The sequence below is a fragment of the Prevotella sp. TF12-30 genome (genome assembly GCF_003436715.1).
Lineage (GTDB): Bacteria > Bacteroidota > Bacteroidia > Bacteroidales > Bacteroidaceae > Prevotella > Prevotella copri_A.
Window position 1 is genome coordinate 1 of sequence record NZ_QSQJ01000133.1, and the last position, 293, is coordinate 293.

At 44.4% G+C, this 293-nt stretch carries 1 rRNA gene; it reads left to right on the forward strand.

The features are described 5' to 3' along the window. The first annotated feature begins 130 nt into the window (after positions 1-130). A 5S ribosomal RNA gene (gene rrf, locus DXD25_RS16455) occupies positions 131-243 on the forward strand. The last annotated feature ends 50 nt before the right edge of the window (positions 244-293 follow it).

The following is a 293-nucleotide window of genomic DNA, read 5'->3' on the forward strand; positions in this document are numbered from 1 at the left end:
TAATTGCCCGAACACTTTCTTTAGGAAAGTTCATAGTTTCAGCTGTTGACTCTCGATTGAATCGGGAGGGACGGTGGTTCTTTACTATCAAATACAGTTTGCTTGTGTGCAAATACGTCATACCCCATTATCAGGTGGTTATTGCGGTGAGGTCCCACCTCTTCCCATTCCGAACAGAGAAGTTAAGCTCACTTGCGCCGATGGTACTGCAATGCAATGCGGGAGAGTAGGTAGCCGCCTTCTTTTATCAAGAGCCTCAGATTTCGAAAGATTTCTGAGGCTTTTTTGTATTT